Genomic DNA, 16847 nt, shown 5'->3' on the forward strand with positions numbered 1-16847 from the left:
ACATTCGCTTCGTTCTGCAACCTGTAATCTCGAGATGTCTACACTGATAACGCTAAAAAATATCTCCGTCGCCTTCGGCAGCCGCAAGGTGCTGTCGAATATTTCCCTCAGCCTGCAGCCCGGCCGTATTCTCACCCTGCTGGGCCCGAACGGCGCGGGTAAATCCACGCTGGTGCGCGTAGTGCTGGGATTGGTAAAACCGACCGCCGGCACGCTGGAGCGTGAGCCCGATCTGCGCATCGGCTACGTGCCGCAAAAGCTGCACCTCGACGCTACCCTGCCATTGACCGTCAGCCGCTTTATGCGCCTGAAGCCGGGCGTAAAGAAAGCCGACATTCTGCCGGCGCTCAAACGCGTGCACGCCGCCCACCTGCTCGACCAGCCCATGCAAAAGCTCTCCGGCGGCGAAAACCAGCGCGTGCTGCTGGCGCGAGCGCTGCTGAATAAACCGCAGCTGCTGGTGCTGGACGAACCCACGCAAGGGGTGGACGTCAATGGCCAACTGGCGCTGTACGATCTGATCGATCAGCTGCGCAAGGAGCTGGGGTGCGCCGTGCTGATGGTCTCGCACGATCTGCATCTGGTGATGGCGAAAACCGACGAGGTGTTGTGCCTCAATCAGCACATCTGCTGCTCCGGCGCGCCGGAGGTGGTCTCGATGCATCCCGAATTCATCGCCATGTTCGGCAACCGCGGCGCAGAGCAGCTGGCGGTGTATCGCCACCATCACAACCACCGTCACGACCTGCAGGGAAGAATTGTCTTGAAGAAAACCGGGAGCCGCGAAGCATGATCGAATTGTTACTTCCCGGCTGGCTGGCCGGGGTGTTGTTGGCCGGCGCCGCCGGGCCGCTGGGCTCCTTCGTGGTCTGGCGCCGCATGTCCTACTTCGGCGATACCCTGGCGCACGCCTCGCTGCTCGGCGTCGCCTTCGGTCTGCTGCTGGACATCAATCCTTTCTATGCAGTGATCGCCATTACGCTGCTGCTGGCCCTGGCCCTGGTGTGGCTGGAGCGCCGCCCGCAGCTCTCGGTGGATACGCTGCTCGGCATTCTGGCCCACAGCGCGCTGTCGCTGGGGCTGGTGGTGGTGGCGCTGATGTCCAACGTGCGGGTCGATCTGATGGCCTATCTGTTCGGCGATCTGCTGTCGGTCACGCTGAGCGACATCGTGATGATCGCCGGCGGCGTCGCCGTGGTGCTATTGGTGTTGTGGTGGCAATGGCGCGATCTGCTGTCGATGACCATCAGCCCTGAGCTGGCGCACGTCGACGGCGTCAATCTGGCGCGGGCGCGCACCGTGCTGATGCTGGTCACCGCCTTGACCATCGGTCTGGCGATGAAATTCGTCGGCGCGCTGATCATCACCTCGCTGCTGATCATCCCGGCGGCCACCGCTCGCCGCTTCGCGCGCACGCCGGAGCAGATGGCGGGCATCGCGGTGCTGCTCGGGATGGTGGCGGTTACCGGTGGCCTGACCTTCTCGGCGTTTTACGATACGCCTGCCGGCCCTTCGGTGGTGCTCTGCGCCGCCGTGCTGTTCACGCTGAGCCTGTTTAAAAAACAGCAGGCTTGATTAAAACCGGGATATGACAAGGGCCGCATCTGCGGCCCTTTCTTATTGGCGGATTAAAAACTTACGCTTCGCGTTCGAGGCCGAAATGCCGGTAGGCGTGCTGCGTCGCCAGACGGCCGCGCGGCGTGCGCTGGATAAAGCCCTGCTGGATCAGGAACGGTTCGATCACGTCTTCGATGGTCTCGCGCTCCTCGCCGATCGCCGCCGCCAGGTTATCCAACCCGACCGGGCCGCCGGTAAACTTGTCGATAATCGCCAACAGCAGTTTGCGATCCATATAGTCGAAGCCTTCGGCATCGACGTTAAGCATATCGAGCGCCTGCGCCGCCACCGCGCCGCTGATCACGCCGTTGGCGCGCACTTCGGCGAAGTCGCGCACCCGGCGCAACAGACGGTTGGCGATACGCGGCGTGCCGCGCGCGCGGCGGGCTACCTCATGGGCGCCCTCGTCGGACAGCTCCAGCCCCAGGCAGCCGGCGCTGCGCGAGACGATGTGCTGCAGATCCGCCACCTGATAAAACTCCAGCCGCTGGACAATGCCGAAGCGATCGCGCAGCGGTGAGGTCAGCGAACCGGCGCGGGTGGTTGCACCCACCAAGGTAAACGGCGGCAGATCGAGCTTAATCGAACGCGCCGCCGGCCCTTCGCCGATCATGATATCCAGCTGATAGTCTTCCATCGCCGGATACAGCACCTCTTCCACCACCGGTGACAGGCGGTGAATCTCATCGATGAACAACACGTCATGCGGTTCAAGGTTGGTCAGCATCGCCGCCAGATCGCCCGCCTTCTCCAGCACCGGGCCGGAGGTGGTACGCAAATTCACGCCCATTTCGTTGGCCACGATGTTGGCCAGGGTGGTTTTCCCCAGCCCCGGCGGACCGAAGATCAGCAGGTGGTCGAGCGCGTCGCCGCGCTGCTTGGCCGCCTGGATGAAAATCTCCATCTGCTCGCGCACGTGCGGCTGGCCCACATATTCGGTCAGCAGCTTGGGACGAATGGCGCGATCGAGGACTTCTTCCTCGTTGAGCGGTTCGGCGGAGATCAGGCGATCGGCTTCAATCATTATCTACCTCTTAGCGGCCTTACAAAGCAGCGCGCAACGCGTCGCGGATCAGGGTCTCGCAGTCGGCACCCGGTTTGGCAATTTTGCTGACCATGCGGCTGGCTTCCTGCGGCTTATAGCCCAGCGCCACCAATGCCGAGACCGCTTCGGCCTCCGCATCCGCCTCAGGCGCTTTCTCAGCGGCGGACGGCAAGCTGATCTCGCTGCTGTTGAACAGATCGCCGTTGAGCCCTTTGAAGCGGTCTTTCATCTCTACCACCAGGCGTTCGGCGGTTTTCTTGCCCACGCCCGGCAGCTTGACCAGCGCGGTGATCTCTTCACGCTCCACCGCGCTGACGAACTGCTGCGCGGACATGCCCGACAGGATCGCGAGCGCCAGTTTCGGCCCGACGCCGTTGACCTTGATCAGCTCGCGGAACAGCGCGCGCTCTTGCTTATCGTTGAAACCATACAGCAGCTGCGCGTCTTCGCGCACCACGAAGTGGGTAAACACGATGGCCTCTTGCCCCAGTTCCGGCAGCTCGTAAAAGCAGGTCATCGGCATGTGCACTTCATAGCCCACGCCGTTCGCCTCCAATAACACCAGCGGCGGCTGCTTTTCCAGAATATTTCCTCTGAGACGACCTATCATTTACCCTCCTGCAGAATGACCGGGCATGGCGCCCTGCCATGCCGTTGCTGGTAAAGCTTATAACATAAAAAAGGCTGGATGAATATCCAGCCTGAGCAATCATCGCTTCGCGTCAGCGCAAACGCCCGCGCGCCAGGTTAAGCCGCCCTTCGCTCATCCGCAGCACGTTCTGGCTGAGGTGGCAGTGGGTGATGGCGATGGCCAGGGCGTCGGCGGCGTCCGCCTGCGGGTTGGCCGAGAGTTTGAGCAGCGAGCGCACCATGTGCTGCACCTGCGCCTTTTCGGCTGCGCCGGTGCCGACCACGGTTTGTTTGACCTGCCGCGCCGCATACTCGAACACTTCCAGATTCTGATTCACCGCCGCGACGATCGCGACGCCGCGCGCCTGGCCGAGCTTGAGCGCCGAATCCGGGTTCTTGGCCATAAACACCTGTTCGATGGCGAAGAAGTCTGGCTGAAACTGGGTGATGATCTCGCTGACGCCGGCGTAAATCAGCTTCAGCCGCGTCGGCATGTCGTCCACCACCGTGCGGATGCAGCCGCTGGCGATATAGCTCAACTGGCGGCCCTGCTGGCGGATAAGGCCATAGCCGGTGACGCGTGAGCCGGGATCGATACCGAGTATGATCGCCATATCTACATCCACCTTGCATGCACGGCGCCGCCTGATGGCGGCGCCCGTTTTACCGGATTACAGCGTCGCCGCCACTTCGTCGGAGATCTCACCGTTATGGTAAACTTCCTGCACGTCGTCGCAGTCTTCCAGCATATCGATCAGGCGCAGCAGCTTAGGCGCCGTTTCCGCGTCCATGTCGGCCTTGGTCGATGGGATCATCGACACTTCCGCCGCTTCGGCTTCGAAGCCCGCCGCGGTCAGCGCGTCTTTCACCGCGCCCAGGCTTTCCCAGGCGGTGAACACGTCGATGGCGCCATCGTCATAGGTCACGATGTCTTCCGCACCGGCTTCCAGCGCCGCTTCCATCACGCTGTCTTCATCCAGGCCCGGTGCGTAAGTGATTACGCCCTTCTTGGTGAACAGGTAGGCGACGGAACCGTCGGTACCCAGGTTGCCGCCGCATTTGGTGAAGGCGTGACGCACTTCCGCCACGGTGCGGTTACGGTTGTCGCTCAGGCATTCGATCATGACGGCGGTGCCGCCAGGGCCGTAGCCTTCGTAGATGATGGTTTCCATGTTGGTATCATCATCGCCGCCCACGCCACGCGCGATCGCCCGGTTCATGGTGTCGCGCGTCATGTTGTTCGACAGCGCCTTGTCCATCGCCGCGCGCAGACGCGGGTTGGAATCCGGATCGCCGCCGCCCAGCTTCGCGGCAGTGACCAGCTCACGAATAATCTTGGTGAAAATTTTACCGCGCTTGGCGTCCTGCGCCGCTTTACGGTGCTTTGTGTTGGCCCACTTACTATGACCTGCCATAAAAAATCTCCGAAAAAAACTACTGGACTGAATTGATCACGAACTCTTCAATCGCCTGCTGATTGCTCCACGACTTGGTCAACTTCACGGCCTCGGCCGCCTCAAGCCATTGGTAAGCGTGATGCTCGGTAATCACCGGATCGCGCTCCTCGGGCAACGCCAGACAGAACCAGTGCTCTTTATTGCGCGTGGTTCCCGGCGCATAGCGATGTCGCAAATGGACAAAGAGTTCAAACTCCACGCAGCGTTGGCAATCGAACAACGGCAGGTGCTCTGCTTCGATATCGATGCCGACTTCTTCCATGACTTCACGCCGCGCGGCATGCGGCGGCGACTCATCCTGCTCCAGACTGCCGGTGACCGACTGCCAGAACTCGGTATCGTCGCGCCGCTGTAACATCAGCACCCGACCACTGGATTTCGCGTAAATCACTACCAGGATAGATTCAGGGCGCTTATAACTCATCACTCGCTCTCTTGTTCCGCACCGGCTTTCTTTACCACGCTGATCGCCAGCTCCTGCAGCGACGCCGGGTTGGCGAAGCTCGGGGCGTCGGTCATCAGACAGGCCGCCGCAGTGGTTTTCGGGAAGGCGATCACGTCGCGGATATTGTCGGTGCCGGTCAGCAGCATCACCAGACGGTCCAGGCCGAAGGCCAGGCCGGCGTGCGGCGGCGTGCCGTACTTCAGCGCGTCCAGCAGGAAGCCGAACTTCTCGCGCTGTTCGTGTTCGTCGATGCCCAGAATGCTGAATACCGTTTGCTGCATTTCGCTGCGGTGAATACGCACCGAACCGCCGCCCACTTCGTAACCGTTGATGACCATGTCATAAGCGTTGGCGATAGCGTTGACCGGCGCTGCGGCCAGCTCTTCCGGGCTCATGTCTCGCGGCGAGGTGAACGGGTGGTGCATCGCCGCCAGGCCGCCCTCTTCGTCTTCTTCGAACATCGGGAAGTCGACCACCCACAGCGGCGCCCAGCTGTCGAGTTGGGTCAGCCCCAGATCGCGCCCCAGCTTCAGGCGCAGCGCGCCCATCGCATCGGTGACAATCTTGAAGCTGTCTGCGCCGAAGAACAGGATGTCACCGGTCTGCGCGTCGGTACGCGCCAGGACAGCTTCCAGCACTTCCGCGCTGAGGAATTTGGCGATCGGGCTCTGCACGCCTTCCATGCCGGCGGCGCGGTCGTTGACCTTCAGCCAGGCCAGGCCTTTCGCGCCGTAGATGTTGACGAAAGCGCCGTACTCGTCGATCTGCTTGCGGGTCAGCTGTGCGCCGCCCGGTACGCGGATCGCCGCCACGCGGCCTTTGGCGTCGTTGGCCGGGCCGGAGAACACTTTGAACTCGACGTCCTTGACCAGGTCAGCCACGTCCACCAGCTCCAGCGGGTTACGCAGGTCCGGCTTATCGGAACCAAAGCGACGCATCGCTTCGGCGAAGGTCATGACCGGGAAATCGCCCAGATCCACACCCTTCACGTCCAGCCACAGTTCACGCGCCAGTTTCTCCATCACTTCACGCACCTGGTCGGCGGTCATGAAGGAGGTTTCGACGTCGATCTGGGTAAATTCAGGCTGACGGTCCGCACGCAGGTCTTCGTCACGGAAGCATTTGACGATCTGATAGTAACGATCGAAGCCGGACATCATCAGCAGCTGTTTAAACAGCTGCGGAGACTGTGGCAGCGCGTAGAATTTGCCCTTGTGTACGCGGCTCGGCACCAGGTAATCGCGGGCGCCTTCCGGCGTCGCTTTGGTCAGCATCGGCGTTTCGATGTCGAGGAAGCCGTGGCTGTCCATAAAACGGCGCACGAAGCTGGTGATTTTGGCGCGGGTCTTCAGACGCTCGGCCATTTCCGGGCGGCGCAGATCCAGGTAGCGGTATTTCAGGCGAGCTTCTTCGCTGTTGACCTGGTTGGAGTCCAGCGGCAGCGGCTCGGAGCGGTTGATGATCTCGAGCGCGTGGGCAAACACTTCCACTTCGCCGGTGGCCATATCTTTATTGATCTGGCTGTCCGGACGCGCACGCACGGTGCCGACGATCTGGATGCAGAACTCATTGCGCAGGTCGTAGGCCTTGTCGAACGCCACTTTCTCGTCCGGATCGAAGAACACCTGCACGATGCCTTCGCGGTCGCGCATATCAATAAAGATCAGGCCGCCGAGATCGCGACGACGATTGACCCAACCACACAGAGTGACTTCCTGGCCCACGTGGGACAGATTCAACTGCCCGCAATATTCAGTACGCATACGCTATCCTTTTACACAGCCGATGCCGCGCCGGGCTAGTGCGCCCCTGTCGCGCGGCTGTTATCTGATAAATTCTACTTGTTACCCGGTTTAAAATCCGTCGCATACCAGCCGGTGCCCTTAAGCTGGAAACCGGAAGATGAAATCAACTTGGTCAACGCGGGCTGCCCACACGCCGGGCAGTCTGCCAGCGGCGCATCGGAAAATTTTTGCAATTTCTCTAACCGATGGTTGCAAGCACCACATGCATATTCATAAATCGGCATAGGTCGTTGGATTAAAGAGTGTTGAAAAAAGGGAGTCATTATAAAGGAAATTCATCCGCCCGATAAGTGCGAACACAGCATTGTTACTGCACTAAATGGCGCGTTTTTGTTCGAATCAACACATCGGTTAACAAATTTCCCATTAACCTGCGACAGTTTTTTCACGTAGCCTGATTCTCCCCCGGTTTTGCGCCGAACGCAGCTCGCCCGACGCGCCGAACAGTTTTTATCCACTTCGCAACGAGATGAAATCCATGCTGAAACTTGACGCCCAAACCACCGCTCTGGTGCTGATCGATTTGCAAAACGGCATTCTGCCCTACGCCGGCGGCCCGCACGGCGCCGACCAGGTGGTGGCGAACGCCGCCCTGCTGGCCGCGCGTTTTCGCATGCTGGGCGCGCCGGTGCTGTTGGTGCGCGTCGGTTGGTCAGACTCCTTCGCCGAGGCGCTGAAACAACCGGTGGATAAACCGGCTCCCGCGCCCGCCGGCGGTTTGCCGGCCACCTGGTGGGAGTTCCCCACGCCGCTGGCGGTCTGCGACAGCGATATTCTGATCACCAAGCGCCAATGGGGCGCCTTCTACGGCACCGATCTGGACTTGCAGCTGCGCCGTCGCGGCATCAAATCCGTAGTCTTGGGCGGCATATCCACCAATATCGGCGTGGAATCCACCGCCCGCGCCGCCTGGGAACACGGCTATGAGCTGGTGATCGCCGAAGACGTCTGCAGCGCGCAGAACGCGGAAATGCACCGTTTCGCGTTCGAACACATCTTCCCGCGTTTGGCGCGGGTGCGCGACACCGGCGAAATTCTTGCCGCGCTCGACCGGTAACGTTAAGTTGTAGCCTGATAAGCCAAGCACAAGTAAAGGAAGACAAGCCGTGATCTACATCGGACTGCCACAGTGGCAACATGCAGCCTGGAACCGTATCGGGCTGCGCGACTTGGCGGATTACAGCCGCTACTTCAACTGCGTGGAGGGCAACACCACCTTCTATGCGCTGCCGAAGCTGGAAATCGTGCAACGCTGGCGCGACATGACCGGCGACGATTTTCGCTTTTGCTTCAAATTCCCGTCGGACATCAGCCATAAGGCCGCCCTGCGCAACTGCGCCGCCGAGCTGCAGGCGTTTTACCACTGCCTGAGCCCGGTGCATCAACGCATCGGGCAATTGTGGCTGCAGTTGCCCGCAGCCTTCGGCCCCGATGAGCTGCCACGCATGTGGCAGTTCTTCGAAAGCCTGCCGCAGGAGTTCACTTACGGCGTCGAAGTGCGTCATCCGGCATTTTTCGCCAAAGGCGAGGAAGAGCGCGCGTTGAATCAGGGGCTGCATCAGCGCGGCATCAATCGGGTGATCCTCGACAGCCGCCCGGTGCATCACGCCGCCCCTAATACCGCCGCCGTGCGCGATGCCCAGCAGAAAAAACCGAAGCTGCCGGTGCACGCGTTAGTCACCGCCGACCAACCGCTGGTGCGTTTTATCGGCGGCGACCAATTGGCCGACAACCTGCGCTGGTTCGAAGCCTGGCAGCAAAAACTGCCGCTGTGGCAGCAACAGCATCAACCGTATCTGTTTATTCATACACCGGACAACGGCGATTCACCCCAGCAAGCGCAAAAAATTTGGCAGCAGCTTCGCCGGGCGATCCCCGATTTGCCTGCGCCGCCGGACTGGCCAGAGCAAGATGCACTGTTTTGACCTATTAATCTGACCAATAACATCAAATATTTCCCCGCGACAGTGAATACAATGACGGCTATGATGCTGGCTGCCAGTTTTGGTTAGGGAACGGAGTTAAAAATGGTAAGCGCGCTTTATGTGGTGCTCGGCGCATTGTTGTTGATCAAACTCTCTTATGACGTTGTCAGATTAAGGATGCAGTACCGCGTAGCCTACGGCGACGGCGGTTTTTACGAATTGCAGACCGCCATCCGCGTGCATGGCAACGCCGTTGAATACATTCCTATCGCTGCTGTATTGCTGGTGATTATGGAAATGAACGGCGCGGAAATCTGGATGATCCACCTTTGCGGCCTGATGCTGATGGCCGGGCGACTGGTGCATTACTACGGTTTGCGCAACCGCGAGGTTCGCTGGCGTCGTTCGGGCATGGCCGCGACCTACATCTCTTTGTTGTTGATGGTTCTGGCAAATATCTTCTATCTGCCCTGGGATCTGATTTTCAGCCTGCATTGATCCCGTTTTATCATCAGGCGGCCGCGCCGCCTGCTTCCGCTCCGCTTTTTTACGCTTTTCTGTTAGACTACGCAGCTTCGAATTCTGAACTGATTTGCCGCTATGCCAAACCGCGATACTCTTTTCTCAGCCCCCATCGCCAAACTGGGCGACTGGACCTTCGACGAACGCGTCGCCGAAGTGTTTCCCGACATGATCCAACGCTCCGTTCCCGGCTATTCCAACATCATCTCGATGATCGGCATGCTGGCCGAACGTTTTGTGCAACCCGACAGCCGGGTGTATGACCTGGGCTGCTCGCTGGGCGCGGCGACGCTGTCGATGCGGCGGAATATCAGGGTGCCCGGCTGCACTATCGTCGCCGTCGACAATTCGCCGGCGATGGTGGAACGTTGCCGCCGCCATATCGACGCCTTCCGCGCCGACACGCCGGTCGACGTCATCGAAGCCGATATTCGCGACATCGACATCGAAGACGCCTCGATGGTGGTGCTGAACTTTACGCTGCAGTTCCTCGAACCTGCCGATCGCCTGCGCCTGCTGGAAAAAATTTATCGTGGCCTGCGCCCGGGCGGCGCACTGGTGCTGTCGGAAAAGTTCAGCTTTGAAGACGCCGAAGTCGGCGAGCTGCTGTTCAACATGCACCACGATTTCAAGCGCGCCAACGGGTACAGCGAGCTGGAGATCAGCCAAAAACGCAGCATGCTGGAAAACGTGATGCTCACCGACTCGGTGGAAGCGCACAAGGCGCGTCTGCAACAGGCCGGATTCGAGCATGCCGAAGTGTGGTTCCAGTGCTTCAACTTCGGTTCATTGATCGCTCTGAAAGCGGGGGATGCGCAATGATCGAGTTTGGCGACTTCTATCAGCGCATTGCCAAAAGCCCCCTCAGCCACTGGCTGGATACGCTGCCCGCTCAGCTGAGCGCCTGGCAGCGCGAATCGCTGCACGGCAAATTCAAGCAGTGGTTCAACTCGGTCGAGCATTTGCCGACGCTGACTCCCACCCGTCTCGATCTGCTGCACGGCGTGCGCGCCGAGATGGAGCCGGGGCTGTCGCCGGGCCAGCTTGAAGGCATCGAGAAAATGCTGCGCACCCTGATGCCGTGGCGCAAAGGGCCCTTCTCGCTGTATGGCATCGATATCGATACCGAATGGCATTCCGATTGGAAATGGGATCGCGTACTGCCGCACATTTCTCCGCTGGCCGGCCGCACCATTCTCGACGTCGGCTGTGGCAGCGGCTATCACCTGTGGCGCATGATTGGCGCCGGCGCACACTTCGCCGTGGGTATCGATCCGATGCAGCTGTTCCTGTGCCAGTTTGAAGCCGTGCGCAAACTGTTGGGCGGCGATCAGCGCGCCCATCTGCTGCCGCTCGGCATCGAGCAGTTGCCGGATCTGGCGGCGTTCGACACCGTGTTCTCGATGGGGGTGCTGTATCATCGCCGCTCGCCGCTCGATCATCTCTATCAGTTGAAAAATCAGCTGGTGGCTGAAGGTGAGCTGGTGCTGGAAACGCTGGTGGTGGAAGGCGACCGTCACCAGGTGCTGGTGCCGGGCGATCGTTATGCGCAGATGCGCAACGTGTATTTCATCCCTTCCGCCGAAGCGCTGAAATGCTGGCTGGAGAAGTGCGGTTTTGTCGACGTGAAGATCGCCGATATGTGCGTCACCAGCCTCGAAGAGCAGCGACGCACTGACTGGATGACCAGCGAATCGTTGGCCGAATTCCTCGATCCCAACGATCGCAGCAAAACGGTCGAAGGCTATCCGGCGCCGCTGCGCGCCGTGCTGACCGCCAAAAAGCCCTAGCGCACGCTAATCGGGCCGGCCTGCGCCGGCCCGCCTTCACCCGTTACTGACATCGACAATCCGCAGTTCATAAACCATCGTCGCGTTTGGCGGGATCTGCGGCGCATAGCCAGTTTCACCGTACGCCAACGCCGGCGGCACCACCATCGTCAGCGAGCCGTGATTTTTCAGATGGCCGATAGCCTCGCGGAACAACGGCGGATAGGCGGAGAGCGGCTGGGACATCACCTTCCCACTGCGATCCATATCCTGAATCACGCGACCGTCGGTTAAACTTTCTTTCACCACAATATCCACCCGCGCGTTTTCCGTAATGGCCTCATCACCCGCATAATCGATGCGATACCAGAAACCGGAAGGCGACTTCTGCGTGCCCTTCTTCTTTTGGAACTCGGCGACGAACGCCTCACCTTTGCTGGCCTGCTTCTTCGCCGCCTGGTTTCTGGCGTCGTTCACCGCTTTTTCCGACTCCGCCAGTGCGCTGGTCAACTGCGCATCGCTCAACTGGTAATGGCCGTTGAAGGTATCGATCACGCCCGCCAGCAGCATGGTTTTGTCGGGCGTGATACCCCAATTTTTACGTTCCGCCAGCATCGTTTGAATATCGCGCCCCAAAGCGACACCGGCGGCGTAGCTCTGTTGCTCCGGCTTTTTCTTCAGCGCTTGCCTATCCGGCAGCCATTTGGCCCGCGATCTCAGCCCGTCCAGCTCCTCACGCAAGGCTTGCTGCGCCTGATGCGCGGCCGCCAGCGCCGTCGCCGCTTTATCCGCCTGTTGCGCCGCTTTATCCCGTTGCTGCGCAGCCTGCGCGCTTTCCGCCGTTACCACCGCCAAACGTTGTTCCAACGCTTTAGCTTGTTCGGTTTGCGTCTTGTTTTTTTCCTGCAGCTGCGCCAGCTGCTGCTGAAGTTCACCCGTCGCCTTGGCGGCCTCGGTCTTTTGCTGCTCCAGCGCCATCTTCAGGTTTTTCTCTTGCTGCTCGGCCTGCTGGCGTTGGTCATCACGCTCTTTTTGCAGCGCTGCCAGCTGCTGCTGAAGTTCCCCCGTCGTTTTGGCGGCCTCGGCCTTTTGCTGCTCGAGCGCCATCTTCAGGTTTTTCTCTTGCTGCCCACCCTGCTGGCGTTGGCTTTCCTGCTCTTTTTGCAACTGCGTCAGTTGTTGTTGCAGTACGCCGAGCGCTTTGGCGGCTTCGGCCTTCTGCTGTTCCAGTTCAGCGGCGGCCGCTTTTTGGTCCTGTTCATAACGCTGGCGCGCTTTATCATTGGCAGCTTGCGCCGCCGCCAGTTTCTCCTGCCAAACCTGTTGCTGCGCGTTATCAGACTGTTTTGGCAACGCCGCCAACCGTTGCTCCAGCGATGCGATGCGTCGATCCCGCTCCTCGGTTTGCTGCTTTTGCCGCGCTAACGCCGCTTGCGCCTCGGCGATTTGCGCCTGAGCCTTACGCTCCTGCGGCGTCAGGTTCAGCGCCTGTCGCACGCCGCTGGCAAAGTCGCTCAACGCGCTCAGATCGGGCGCCGGAGCCGGTTTATCGGCAGCCGCCAGGGAAGACGCGACGCGCAACGCGGTCAGCTCCTGCTGCAGTGATTGAATGGAAGCCTGCTGTTGCTCCAGTCGGGCATCTTTCTCGCGCAGCGCCTTTTGCCACTGCGCCAGCTGCTGCTTCTGCGCCGTCGCCTCACGCGTTTTAACCTGGCGGGATGCCGACTTCTGGGGGGCCTGGGGTTGCGTGACGGCGGCATCAGCCTCCGCGGCCGGTGCATCCTGCCGCTGGTAGCGCTCGGCAAACTGCAATAACGCCGGCACATCGTCATCCGCAGCGGCCACCGCCGGCGCAAACGCCAACGGTATCATCAGGCTCAGTAACGCCTTTCTCGCACGCGGGGTCATTGGGTGCGCTCTCCACGCTCAGCCAGACCGGTCATCATGGCAGAACTGATGTCTGCGCACAGACGGCTGGTGCGATAACGATACAGGGCGTCAACGGTTTCCTGCGTCCCCGTGTTGACCCGCTGACGCACCCCGGCATACTGCGCGGCGCCGCCCATCAAAGCATCGAATTCGCGTTTGAATTTTTGGTATTTTTCGTTATCCATGCCGCGCATGGCATCCAGCTCGCGCTGGCACTGCTGCATGCGTTCGGCCTCACGTTGCCGTTTGTCTTGCTCCGCAATTTCTTCTGCGCTGGGGGGCTTACTTAAGGTTGAAACAGGCCGCTTGGTGGTCTGGCAGCCGGTCAGGGCCAAGGTCAGCAAAAGCGCAGCGGTCAAACAGTGTGCCGTTCGGGTCATTATCGTTATCTCCTTGTAAAGTCCGCCGTCGACGTGCTCTGTGGCTGCGTCGACGGCTCTCCTCATTGGTGCTGTGTGTTCCGGCCATAAAAACCGGCGGTGAACAGGTATAAAATGCAGACGCGATAATGAGCGGCAGAGCGCAAATCATTCACCACGCAAATACATACCAAAAAATCATTTAATATTATGATATTTAAAGGATTTTAACTCACAAACTTATCAGCAGGGCATGACGAGCGCAAGAGAAGAGATGGCGCCTGACCGAGCGAGCAACAGCGCAGGAATGGGCGCAGTGTCTTAACAAGACATAAAAAAAGCCCCGGCAAAACGCCGGGGCCTGGTACTTGCGTGATCACCGAAGGCCAGTGACACGCAAAGGGGTCTTACGGCCCGGAAACCGGTTATCAAACGCGGTTAGCTGCGTGTTTATGCGCTTTGCGCCAAGGGGTCAACCAAGGCCAGCGCGTTTTTCATCGCCTCCACCATTTCGCCATCCACGCAATAATGGCTAAATTCGTCAAACTCGTTATCGGAACACATGGTGACCCCCGCCTTGCGATAACGCATGGTCGATGGCACCAGATGGCCGGAAGAGCTGTGCAATTCATGCAGGCCGATATCGACAAACTTGTGCAAATTGCTCAGACGCACGCCGGCGCCCGCCATGATCACCGGGCCCTGGCTGGCCTGACGCAAATCACGCAACAGCGGCAGGCCCAGTTCGGCGCTCTGCTGTTGACCGGAAGTCAGAATGCGCGCCACGCCCAGGTCGGTTAGTTGCTCCAGCGCCACCATCGGGTTTTGACACATGTCGAATGCGCGATGGAACGTGACGGCCATCCCCTCGCACAACGTCATTACCTCGCGCATCCGCGGCAGATCGATATGCCCTTCTTCGTCCAGCATGCCGACGACCACGCCGGGGAATCCCAACTCGCGGATCTGGCGGATATCCTGCTTGATCACCTCGAAATCCACCGCGCCATAACAGAAATCGCCACCGCGAGGGCGTACGATCGGATGAACCGGAATCGAAACCCGTTCCCGCGCCAAACGCAGCGTGCCATAACTCGGCGTCAATCCGCCCTCGCTCTGGCTGGCGCATAACTCGATACGATCGGCGCCCGCCCGTTCGGCCGTTAGCGCGCAGTCGACGCTAAAGCAACAAACTTCCAGTTTTATCATTGTCACCCCCAGATAACGGCCAACATACGGCGGCAATTGTTCATTTCTTCATTTCTCACGTAGGCTCATGCTTAGGCATAAACCGGCTCAGGGTTGTAACTATGGCATTCAATTTTGATCAATGGGTAGACCGCAGTCACAGTGACAGCGTTAAGTGGGATAAATATCGCGACAGCGACATCATTCCGCTGTGGGTCGCCGACAGCGACTTCGCCTCCCCGCCGGCGGTCATCGACGCCTTGCAGCGGCGCGTGGCGCACGGCGTGTTCGGCTACACGCACCCATCCCCCGATCTTCTTGAGGTTTTTACCCGCCGCATGGTAGAGCGCTACCGCTGGCACATCAAGCCTGAATGGATCCTTTTCCTGCCCGGCCTGGTGTGCGGCTTGAACCTGTGCGTGCGCGCCTTCACCGAAGACCATCAGAGCACGCTCGCGCCCAGCCCCATTTATCCGCCATTTCGCAAAGCGGCCAAATTCGCCGGGCGCAAGCACCTCTCGGTACCGCTGGCGGCAACAGGCCAACGTTGGGTACTGGATTTTTCCGCGCTGCATGGGCAGCTCAGCGGCAATGAGAAGCTCCTGCTGCTGTGCAACCCGCAAAATCCCGGAGGCACCGTTTATCGTCGAGAAGAGCTGTCGCAGCACCATCAGTTCGCCCGCGAGCACGATTTAATCGTCTGTTCGGATGAAATCCACTGCGAATTGCTGCTTGAACCCGGCGCACGGCATATTCCTTTCGCCACCCTGAGCGAAGACGCGGCCCAGCGCAGCGTAACGCTGATGTCGCCGTCAAAGGCGTTTAATCTCGCCGGGCTGGGCGCCTCGATGGCGATCGTCCCTAATGAGGCGCTGCGACAAAAGCTGAAACGTGCGCGCAGCGGCATCGTGCCGGAGGTCAATCTGCTGGCGCTGGTCGCCGCCCAGGCGGCCTATCAATACGGGCAACCCTGGCTGGACGAGCAGTTGATTTATCTGCGCGCCAATCGCGATCGGGTGACAGAACGCATCAACGCCATGCCGGGATTGAAGTTGTTGCCGATTGAAGCCACCTATTTGGCCTGGATCGACTGCGGCGCGTTGCCGGTGGACAATCCGCATCAGTTCTTCGAGCGTGCGGGCGTTGGATTAAGCGCAGGTTTGGATTTCGGCGATCGGCGCTTTGTACGACTGAACTTCGGTTGCCGGCGGGCTCTGCTCGATGAAGCGCTCGATCGCATGGCGCGGGCCTGCGCCACAGTGTTCGACTAGCCTTGCTCGCTGGCGACAATGTCCCGAATGGAGTAAGGATGAAACTTGATCGTGACCGTTCCATCGGTGATGGCCAGCGTCGGGTTCGGCAACCGCTCGCCCTCGCCTTTTGGCGAGCTTTGCTTCAGTTTTATCCCCGGCGCCAGCAACGCTTCATCAGCGAGATGGCTCAGCGCGCGGGCGTACAACGTCTGCGGATCGCCGCTCAGCACTAGCTCGACATGTTCCCACCCTTCATGCGGATACCGTTTCTCCCCGGGATACGGCAGCTCGACGCAATCTATCCGCCACGGCCCCACGGCCAGCGGCTGCTGTAAATCAAACAGACAGATAGGCCGCCCGTTGATCATCGATTCGGACAACAGTGTCCCGCACTGCATCAATCCCTGGCGCCAGCGTTCGGCGGTAGCGTTCTGGTGACAGCGCAAGGAAATGTGATCGGCGGTAAACGAGGACAGGTCAAGCTGCAATCTGGCGGCGAATTGTTGCAACGCCTGCTCGAAACGCGGCAGGTCGAGCCTCAGATCGTCAAGCTCGGCAATGGCCTGCAAGGGATTGGTCATAGAAACCTCAAAACAACGAGCGCAAAGTTAAAGGCCGTAATTTACACGGTGGCGACGGCGCTCGCCAGAGTGGCGAGATTTTTCAGCGGCAGTACAGCATAATTTTCGGTTCTGGATGGGGGACGAAAAACCCAGCGCTTATTGAGATGGCAGCTTATTAATTCGGCGATTAAATAAAAAATAGGATTTTTCGTAGGCCATTATATCATTTCCTTATGACAGTAAGATTTAAGTTATTTTGCACAAAACCCTCCGCCACCTGCGGGCTAAATCGATTGATTTTTTTCGCTTAATCAAACCTCACCCACTTATATAAGTCACA

The 16847-nt window shown here is 59.6% G+C and carries 19 protein-coding genes; 8 read left to right on the forward strand and 11 right to left on the reverse strand.

The features are described from left to right. The first annotated feature begins 34 nt into the window (after window positions 1-34). Window positions 35-793, forward strand: a complete 759-nt coding sequence (gene znuC, locus ACMGG9_RS13060) for a zinc ABC transporter ATP-binding protein ZnuC (protein WP_004932357.1) — start codon at window positions 35-37, stop codon at window positions 791-793. After that, window positions 790-1575, forward strand: a complete 786-nt coding sequence (gene znuB, locus ACMGG9_RS13065; protein WP_033643351.1) for a zinc ABC transporter permease subunit ZnuB — start codon at window positions 790-792, stop codon at window positions 1573-1575. Before znuC ends, znuB begins: the two co-directional genes overlap by 4 nt. A gap of 61 nt (window positions 1576-1636) precedes the next feature. Here the strand turns inward: znuB and ruvB are convergent, their stop codons facing one another. From ruvB to ACMGG9_RS13100, 7 genes are all read right to left on the reverse strand, one after another. Then, window positions 1637-2641, reverse strand: coding sequence for a Holliday junction branch migration DNA helicase RuvB (ruvB, locus tag ACMGG9_RS13070; protein WP_033643352.1), 1005 nt, complete (start codon window positions 2639-2641; stop codon window positions 1637-1639). A gap of 19 nt (window positions 2642-2660) precedes the next feature. After that, window positions 2661-3272, reverse strand: coding sequence for a Holliday junction branch migration protein RuvA (gene ruvA / locus ACMGG9_RS13075; protein ID WP_033643353.1), 612 nt, complete (start codon window positions 3270-3272; stop codon window positions 2661-2663). Window positions 3273-3384: 112 nt separating this feature from the next. Next, a complete protein-coding gene (ruvC, locus tag ACMGG9_RS13080; protein ID WP_004932367.1) occupies window positions 3385-3906 on the reverse strand; it encodes a crossover junction endodeoxyribonuclease RuvC in 522 nt (173 codons plus the stop codon). A gap of 57 nt (window positions 3907-3963) precedes the next feature. Then, window positions 3964-4707: a YebC/PmpR family DNA-binding transcriptional regulator gene (locus ACMGG9_RS13085; protein WP_004932370.1), complete on the reverse strand. Its 744-nt coding sequence runs from the start codon at window positions 4705-4707 to the stop codon at window positions 3964-3966. A gap of 19 nt (window positions 4708-4726) precedes the next feature. Further along, window positions 4727-5173, reverse strand: coding sequence for a dihydroneopterin triphosphate diphosphatase (gene nudB, locus ACMGG9_RS13090; RefSeq protein WP_004932373.1), 447 nt, complete (start codon window positions 5171-5173; stop codon window positions 4727-4729). Further along, a complete protein-coding gene (aspS, locus tag ACMGG9_RS13095) occupies window positions 5173-6957 on the reverse strand; it encodes an aspartate--tRNA ligase (RefSeq protein ID WP_033643354.1) in 1785 nt (594 codons plus the stop codon). Before aspS ends, nudB begins: the two co-directional genes overlap by 1 nt. 74 nt (window positions 6958-7031) lie before the next feature. Beyond that, entirely contained in the window at window positions 7032-7262 is a 231-nt protein-coding gene (locus ACMGG9_RS13100) for an FmdB family zinc ribbon protein (protein ID WP_320204121.1), read from the reverse strand. A gap of 215 nt (window positions 7263-7477) precedes the next feature. On the opposite strand from ACMGG9_RS13100, the gene ACMGG9_RS13105 reads away from it, so the two are divergent. From ACMGG9_RS13105 to cmoB, 5 genes are all read left to right on the forward strand, one after another. Continuing rightward, window positions 7478-8056 (forward strand): hydrolase, encoded by a 579-nt coding sequence (locus tag ACMGG9_RS13105; protein WP_094142736.1) that lies wholly within the window; start codon window positions 7478-7480, stop codon window positions 8054-8056. 52 nt (window positions 8057-8108) lie between these two features. Beyond that, window positions 8109-8924: a DUF72 domain-containing protein gene (locus ACMGG9_RS13110; RefSeq protein WP_096242837.1), complete on the forward strand. Its 816-nt coding sequence runs from the start codon at window positions 8109-8111 to the stop codon at window positions 8922-8924. A 102-nt stretch (window positions 8925-9026) separates the two neighbouring features. Further along, a complete protein-coding gene (locus tag ACMGG9_RS13115; RefSeq protein ID WP_004932387.1) occupies window positions 9027-9422 on the forward strand; it encodes an MAPEG family protein in 396 nt (131 codons plus the stop codon). 102 nt (window positions 9423-9524) lie between these two features. Continuing rightward, a complete protein-coding gene (gene cmoA, locus ACMGG9_RS13120; protein WP_033650946.1) occupies window positions 9525-10268 on the forward strand; it encodes a carboxy-S-adenosyl-L-methionine synthase CmoA in 744 nt (247 codons plus the stop codon). Continuing rightward, complete coding sequence (gene cmoB / locus ACMGG9_RS13125; protein WP_033643358.1) at window positions 10265-11236, forward strand: tRNA 5-methoxyuridine(34)/uridine 5-oxyacetic acid(34) synthase CmoB; 972 nt, start codon at window positions 10265-10267, stop codon at window positions 11234-11236. The genes cmoA and cmoB overlap by 4 nt, the downstream gene beginning before the upstream one ends. A 36-nt stretch (window positions 11237-11272) precedes the next feature. On the opposite strand, the gene ACMGG9_RS13130 is transcribed toward cmoB, so the two are convergent. The 3 genes from ACMGG9_RS13130 to cutC form a co-directional block, all read right to left on the reverse strand. Then, complete coding sequence (locus tag ACMGG9_RS13130; protein ID WP_414161470.1) at window positions 11273-13123, reverse strand: FKBP-type peptidyl-prolyl cis-trans isomerase N-terminal domain-containing protein; 1851 nt, start codon at window positions 13121-13123, stop codon at window positions 11273-11275. Beyond that, on the reverse strand, window positions 13120-13524 hold the full coding sequence (locus tag ACMGG9_RS13135) for a hypothetical protein (RefSeq protein ID WP_033643360.1): 405 nt from the start codon (window positions 13522-13524) through the stop codon (window positions 13120-13122). The genes ACMGG9_RS13130 and ACMGG9_RS13135 overlap by 4 nt, the downstream gene beginning before the upstream one ends. Window positions 13525-13953: 429 nt before the next feature. Then, window positions 13954-14712 (reverse strand): copper homeostasis protein CutC, encoded by a 759-nt coding sequence (gene cutC / locus ACMGG9_RS13140; protein WP_033643362.1) that lies wholly within the window; start codon window positions 14710-14712, stop codon window positions 13954-13956. Window positions 14713-14813: 101 nt separating this feature from the next. Between cutC and ACMGG9_RS13145 the strand changes: the two genes are divergently transcribed. Further along, entirely contained in the window at window positions 14814-15962 is a 1149-nt protein-coding gene (locus tag ACMGG9_RS13145; RefSeq protein ID WP_033650944.1) for a MalY/PatB family protein, read from the forward strand. On the opposite strand, the gene ACMGG9_RS13150 is transcribed toward ACMGG9_RS13145, so the two are convergent. Further along, the gene (locus tag ACMGG9_RS13150) at window positions 15959-16525 is read right to left on the reverse strand and encodes a VOC family protein (RefSeq protein ID WP_033650943.1); all 567 of its coding nucleotides are present in this window, start codon (window positions 16523-16525) and stop codon (window positions 15959-15961) included. The two genes, ACMGG9_RS13145 and ACMGG9_RS13150, sit on opposite strands and share 4 nt — an antisense overlap. Window positions 16526-16847 lie beyond the last annotated feature (322 nt).

Origin of the sequence: Serratia sp. BNK-10, from assembly GCF_047456065.1 — a bacterium.
GTDB lineage: Bacteria > Pseudomonadota > Gammaproteobacteria > Enterobacterales > Enterobacteriaceae > Serratia > Serratia ureilytica.

Coding starts and splice junctions, on each gene's coding strand:
- ruvC (WP_004932367.1), bottom strand. CDS start 3,906: ATGGCGATCATACTCGGTATCGATCCCGGCTCACGCGTCACCGGCTAT.
- ACMGG9_RS13150 (WP_033650943.1), bottom strand. CDS start 16,525: ATGACCAATCCCTTGCAGGCCATTGCCGAGCTTGACGATCTGAGGCTC.
- cmoB (WP_033643358.1), top strand. CDS start 10,265: ATGATCGAGTTTGGCGACTTCTATCAGCGCATTGCCAAAAGCCCCCTC.
- ACMGG9_RS13085 (WP_004932370.1), bottom strand. CDS start 4,707: ATGGCAGGTCATAGTAAGTGGGCCAACACAAAGCACCGTAAAGCGGCG.
- ruvA (WP_033643353.1), bottom strand. CDS start 3,272: ATGATAGGTCGTCTCAGAGGAAATATTCTGGAAAAGCAGCCGCCGCTG.
- aspS (WP_033643354.1), bottom strand. CDS start 6,957: ATGCGTACTGAATATTGCGGGCAGTTGAATCTGTCCCACGTGGGCCAG.
- ACMGG9_RS13105 (WP_094142736.1), top strand. CDS start 7,478: ATGCTGAAACTTGACGCCCAAACCACCGCTCTGGTGCTGATCGATTTG.
- ACMGG9_RS13115 (WP_004932387.1), top strand. CDS start 9,027: ATGGTAAGCGCGCTTTATGTGGTGCTCGGCGCATTGTTGTTGATCAAA.
- cmoA (WP_033650946.1), top strand. CDS start 9,525: ATGCCAAACCGCGATACTCTTTTCTCAGCCCCCATCGCCAAACTGGGC.
- ACMGG9_RS13135 (WP_033643360.1), bottom strand. CDS start 13,524: ATGACCCGAACGGCACACTGTTTGACCGCTGCGCTTTTGCTGACCTTG.
- cutC (WP_033643362.1), bottom strand. CDS start 14,712: ATGATAAAACTGGAAGTTTGTTGCTTTAGCGTCGACTGCGCGCTAACG.
- ACMGG9_RS13130 (WP_414161470.1), bottom strand. CDS start 13,123: ATGACCCCGCGTGCGAGAAAGGCGTTACTGAGCCTGATGATACCGTTG.
- znuB (WP_033643351.1), top strand. CDS start 790: ATGATCGAATTGTTACTTCCCGGCTGGCTGGCCGGGGTGTTGTTGGCC.
- ACMGG9_RS13100 (WP_320204121.1), bottom strand. CDS start 7,262: ATGACTCCCTTTTTTCAACACTCTTTAATCCAACGACCTATGCCGATT.
- znuC (WP_004932357.1), top strand. CDS start 35: ATGTCTACACTGATAACGCTAAAAAATATCTCCGTCGCCTTCGGCAGC.
- ACMGG9_RS13145 (WP_033650944.1), top strand. CDS start 14,814: ATGGCATTCAATTTTGATCAATGGGTAGACCGCAGTCACAGTGACAGC.
- ruvB (WP_033643352.1), bottom strand. CDS start 2,641: ATGATTGAAGCCGATCGCCTGATCTCCGCCGAACCGCTCAACGAGGAA.
- nudB (WP_004932373.1), bottom strand. CDS start 5,173: ATGAGTTATAAGCGCCCTGAATCTATCCTGGTAGTGATTTACGCGAAA.